General features: G+C 71.7%; 1 pseudogene. It reads left to right on the top strand.

Annotation, left to right across the window (positions count from 1 at the left end):
* Nucleotides 1-1473, top strand: a pseudogene (locus CAPSK01_RS07425) (hypothetical protein); the annotation flags it as partial.

Consider the following 1473-nt stretch of genomic DNA (forward strand, 5'->3'; position numbering starts at 1 on the left):
CCGCGAGCGTTCGCTGGTGCTGATGGGCGGACCGGGGAGCGGCAAGACGACTTTCCTCAACTTCGTCGCCTTGTGCCTGGCCGGCGAGCTTCTGGGATCGCCGACCGCCAACCTGAAGCTTCTGCGCCGGCCGATCCCGCGTGAACCCGACGCCTCGCCCGCCGACGCCAAGCCGCGGCGGCAACGCTGGACGCACGGCGCGCTGTTGCCGGTCTGCGTCGTGCTGCGCGATTTCGCCGCCAGCGTGCCGGCCGACGCCGCGGTCGACGCCGGCACGCTGTGGCGTTTCATCGTCGACCAGTGGCCCGAGCCGCTGCGGCGCTACGCCGACCCCCTGCAGCGCGAACTGCTCGGCCGCGGCGGGCTGGTCCTGCTCGACGGGCTGGACGAAGTTCCCGACGCCGAAAACCGGCGCGCCCAGGTCAAGCAGGCCGTGCAGGCCTTCGCCGGCCTGTACGGCAAGTGCCGCTTCCTGGTCACCAGCCGTACCTACGCCTACCAGCGCCAGAACTGGAAACTCGCCGGCTTCGCCGAACGCGAACTGCTGCCCTTCACGCGCGGCCAGATCGAGCGCTTCATCGACGCCTGGTACGCGCACATGGCGCACGACCTGGCGCGCCTGAGCGCGTCGCAGGCGGCCGACGGCGCGGCGAGGCTCAAGCGCGCCAGCGAGCGCCGCGAGCTGCGCGATCTGGCGACGCGACCGCTGCTGCTGACCCTGATGGCGCGGCTGCAGACGCGCGGCGGCGGCGAACTGCCGGAAAGCCGCGAGAAGCTGTACGCCGAGTCGGTCGGCATGCTGCTCGACGAGTGGGAACGTCACAAACCGCGCTCCGACCGCCGTGGCCAACCGATGGACGAACCCTGCCTCGGCGAGTGGCTGGGCGCCAGCCGCGAGAGCATTCGGCGCGAAATCGACCGCCTGGCCTATGAGGTACACCTGGCGCAGCCCTCGCTGACCGGCACGGCCGACATCCACGAAAACGCGCTGACGAAGGCGCTGCGTGCCGCCTCGCGCGACCGGCCGGACGCCCGGCTCATGCGCCTCGAGGAGTACCTGCGCGACCGTGCCGGACTGCTCAGCGCGCACGGCGAGGGCTGGTACCAGTTCCCGCACCGTTCCTTCCAGGAGTATCTGGCCGCCTGCCACCTAGCGCGCTTCAGGTTTCCGGACGAACTGAGCCGACTCGCGACAACCGACCCCGACCGCTGGCGCGAGGTCCTTCTGCTCGCCGCGGCGAGCGCCAGGAACACCCCGAGTGCGATCTGGGATTTGGTCGAGGCGCTGTGCGGCGAGGGGGTCGATCCGGACCCCGAAGCGCCCGAACCCGACAGCGAAATGCAGTGGGGCGCGCTTCTCGCCGGCCAGGCGCTGTACGAAACCGGCCTGGCGGCGGCCGACCCCGACCTGCAGCCGCGCCACGAGACCAAGCGCCGGCGCGTGCGCGACTGGCAGCGCCGGCTGCTGCGCAG

This window comes from Candidatus Accumulibacter vicinus (genome assembly GCF_000584955.1).
GTDB classification, from domain to species: Bacteria; Pseudomonadota; Gammaproteobacteria; order Burkholderiales; family Rhodocyclaceae; genus Accumulibacter; species Accumulibacter vicinus.